General features: G+C 32.4%; 4 protein-coding genes. All 4 read right to left on the reverse strand.

Going from position 1 to position 1626, the window contains the following annotated elements:
* Nucleotides 1–125 precede the first annotated feature (125 nt).
* The 4 genes from ACOVO2_RS08590 to ACOVO2_RS08605 all read right to left on the reverse strand — a co-directional run bounded on the left by ACOVO2_RS08590 (nt 126) and on the right by ACOVO2_RS08605 (nt 1606).
* Nucleotides 126–263: a hypothetical protein gene (locus tag ACOVO2_RS08590; RefSeq protein WP_421769561.1), complete on the reverse strand. Its 138-nt coding sequence runs from the start codon at nt 261–263 to the stop codon at nt 126–128.
* An 87-nt stretch (nt 264–350) separates the two neighbouring features.
* A complete protein-coding gene (locus tag ACOVO2_RS08595) occupies nt 351–539 on the reverse strand; it encodes a hypothetical protein (RefSeq protein WP_421769562.1) in 189 nt (62 codons plus the stop codon).
* Between the two features lie 355 nt (nt 540–894).
* Nucleotides 895–1089, reverse strand: a complete 195-nt coding sequence (locus ACOVO2_RS08600; protein ID WP_421769563.1) for a hypothetical protein — start codon at nt 1087–1089, stop codon at nt 895–897.
* A gap of 265 nt (nt 1090–1354) precedes the next feature.
* On the reverse strand, nt 1355–1606 hold the full coding sequence (locus ACOVO2_RS08605) for a helix-turn-helix domain-containing protein (protein ID WP_421769564.1): 252 nt from the start codon (nt 1604–1606) through the stop codon (nt 1355–1357).
* Nucleotides 1607–1626: the final 20 nt, after the last annotated feature.

A 1626-nucleotide genomic window follows, 5' to 3' on the forward strand; every position in this document is an offset into this window, starting at 1 on the left:
CAGTTTTAAGCATTTTCTGCTATGTGGACGCTTTAATAGCTTTTCTCGTTGAGTATCAGTCAGCTAAAACCAATCCGAAGCCCTTTTGTTATATTTGTGTTGTGTAGATTTAATGCTTTGTTTCACTATTCTATTCCTTTGGTAGTTGCTACACTCTCATTATTTGAGTTAGGGTTTTTGCTGGCTGGTTTTACGTCTGTACGCTCACAGGCGGTAACTACACCGAGCATCAAAAGTAAGGCAAACTTTAATTTTGTTTTCATTGTGTTGTGTGGATTTAGTGTTAATATTTCTTTACAAATCTATGAGCTATTCGTCTGATTATCAATTACTTAATTTATAAACCAAAACTATTCTTTTGGTAATTCCTCATAATATTTGGCTACTATTTTCTCTTCTTTTGTCAATTCTTTTTCTGGCTGAACAATCATTGCTTTGGTTGGAGCAGTGCTTGTCTGAGGTTGTATCATTTCTTCTTTACAGGCTAAATTGCTCAAAAGTAAGGCAGCTATTGCGATGGTTTGTTTTAAGTTTTTCATTGTGTGAATAGTGTTTTTTGTGAATTTCAATTTGATGTTACAAAGGTTGTTGCTTTTTCATTGTCATTCAATAACCTATTGTTTTACTTCATTCGTTTTGGTTATAAAAACTAACTACAGATGATAAGTTGTTGATTATTAGATATTTGTAACTTCGACTTCGCTCAGTTACCGTGCTTTTGTTATTTGCTTAGTTACTGTATTTCTGCTATTTGCTTAATTACCGTACTTCTGTTATTTGCTCAGTTACTGTACTCTTATTTGTTGTTGCAAAATTGGCTGCCGAATGGTTTATATTCAATAATATTTCGTTGTACTCCATATCGTTTGGTTATAAACCATTCTTTCGCCTTAATCAAAACTTATCAGTTTTTACGATTCTGCCATTACTGATAAATCTGATACCATCTTCGGTTTTTTCAGCTTTCACAATTTCTGGTTTTAACTTTACAAACGACATATTTTCGTTGCTTGGTTTTATCTCAGCTTCTTGGCAGGCTAAAAGACCAGCTAAGAATGAAAGTAAAAGTGTTTTTTTTAGATGTCTCATTGTGTGTGATTTATTTTAGTGTCACAAAGATAAATCACTGAGCAGCTACGATTCAATAACTTTTGGCTATACTCTATAACACGACTACAATTATGAAATTAGAAACAGAAGTAGTGATAGTTTTACCATACTTTTTTTGCATTTTTGCCAATTTTTAAGGCTATCATCTTTCGTGGATTTAGTAACAGAAAGGCTAAACATCAATTTCTGCAACTAAGCGTTTGTATAAGTAAAATCATTATTTTTAATGTACTGTCTTCATTGATTAAGCCACTGCCTGCTTATCTTTCTGAATCACCATTATCAATAATTCTTGTGGACTTAGACTTATAATTTCCATCATAGATAATTTATAAATACTCGCCAATTTTTCTAAACAGCCAAAAGAAAGCTCAGTACGACCAGTTTCTTTTTTGCTATAAGCAGCTTGGCTAATACCCATTTCAAAGGCAATGTATTCTTGCGAATAACCATAAATTTCTCGGAGTTTACGAACTTTGGTTGCTAAGTGTTCCATTGTTTTTAAGATTTAAATAG

It is taken from the genome of Emticicia sp., from assembly GCF_049241225.1.
Taxonomy (GTDB): Bacteria; Bacteroidota; Bacteroidia; order Cytophagales; family Spirosomataceae; genus Emticicia.

Coding starts and splice junctions, on each gene's coding strand:
- ACOVO2_RS08590 (WP_421769561.1), bottom strand. CDS start 263: ATGAAAACAAAATTAAAGTTTGCCTTACTTTTGATGCTCGGTGTAGTT.
- ACOVO2_RS08595 (WP_421769562.1), bottom strand. CDS start 539: ATGAAAAACTTAAAACAAACCATCGCAATAGCTGCCTTACTTTTGAGC.
- ACOVO2_RS08600 (WP_421769563.1), bottom strand. CDS start 1,089: ATGAGACATCTAAAAAAAACACTTTTACTTTCATTCTTAGCTGGTCTT.
- ACOVO2_RS08605 (WP_421769564.1), bottom strand. CDS start 1,606: ATGGAACACTTAGCAACCAAAGTTCGTAAACTCCGAGAAATTTATGGT.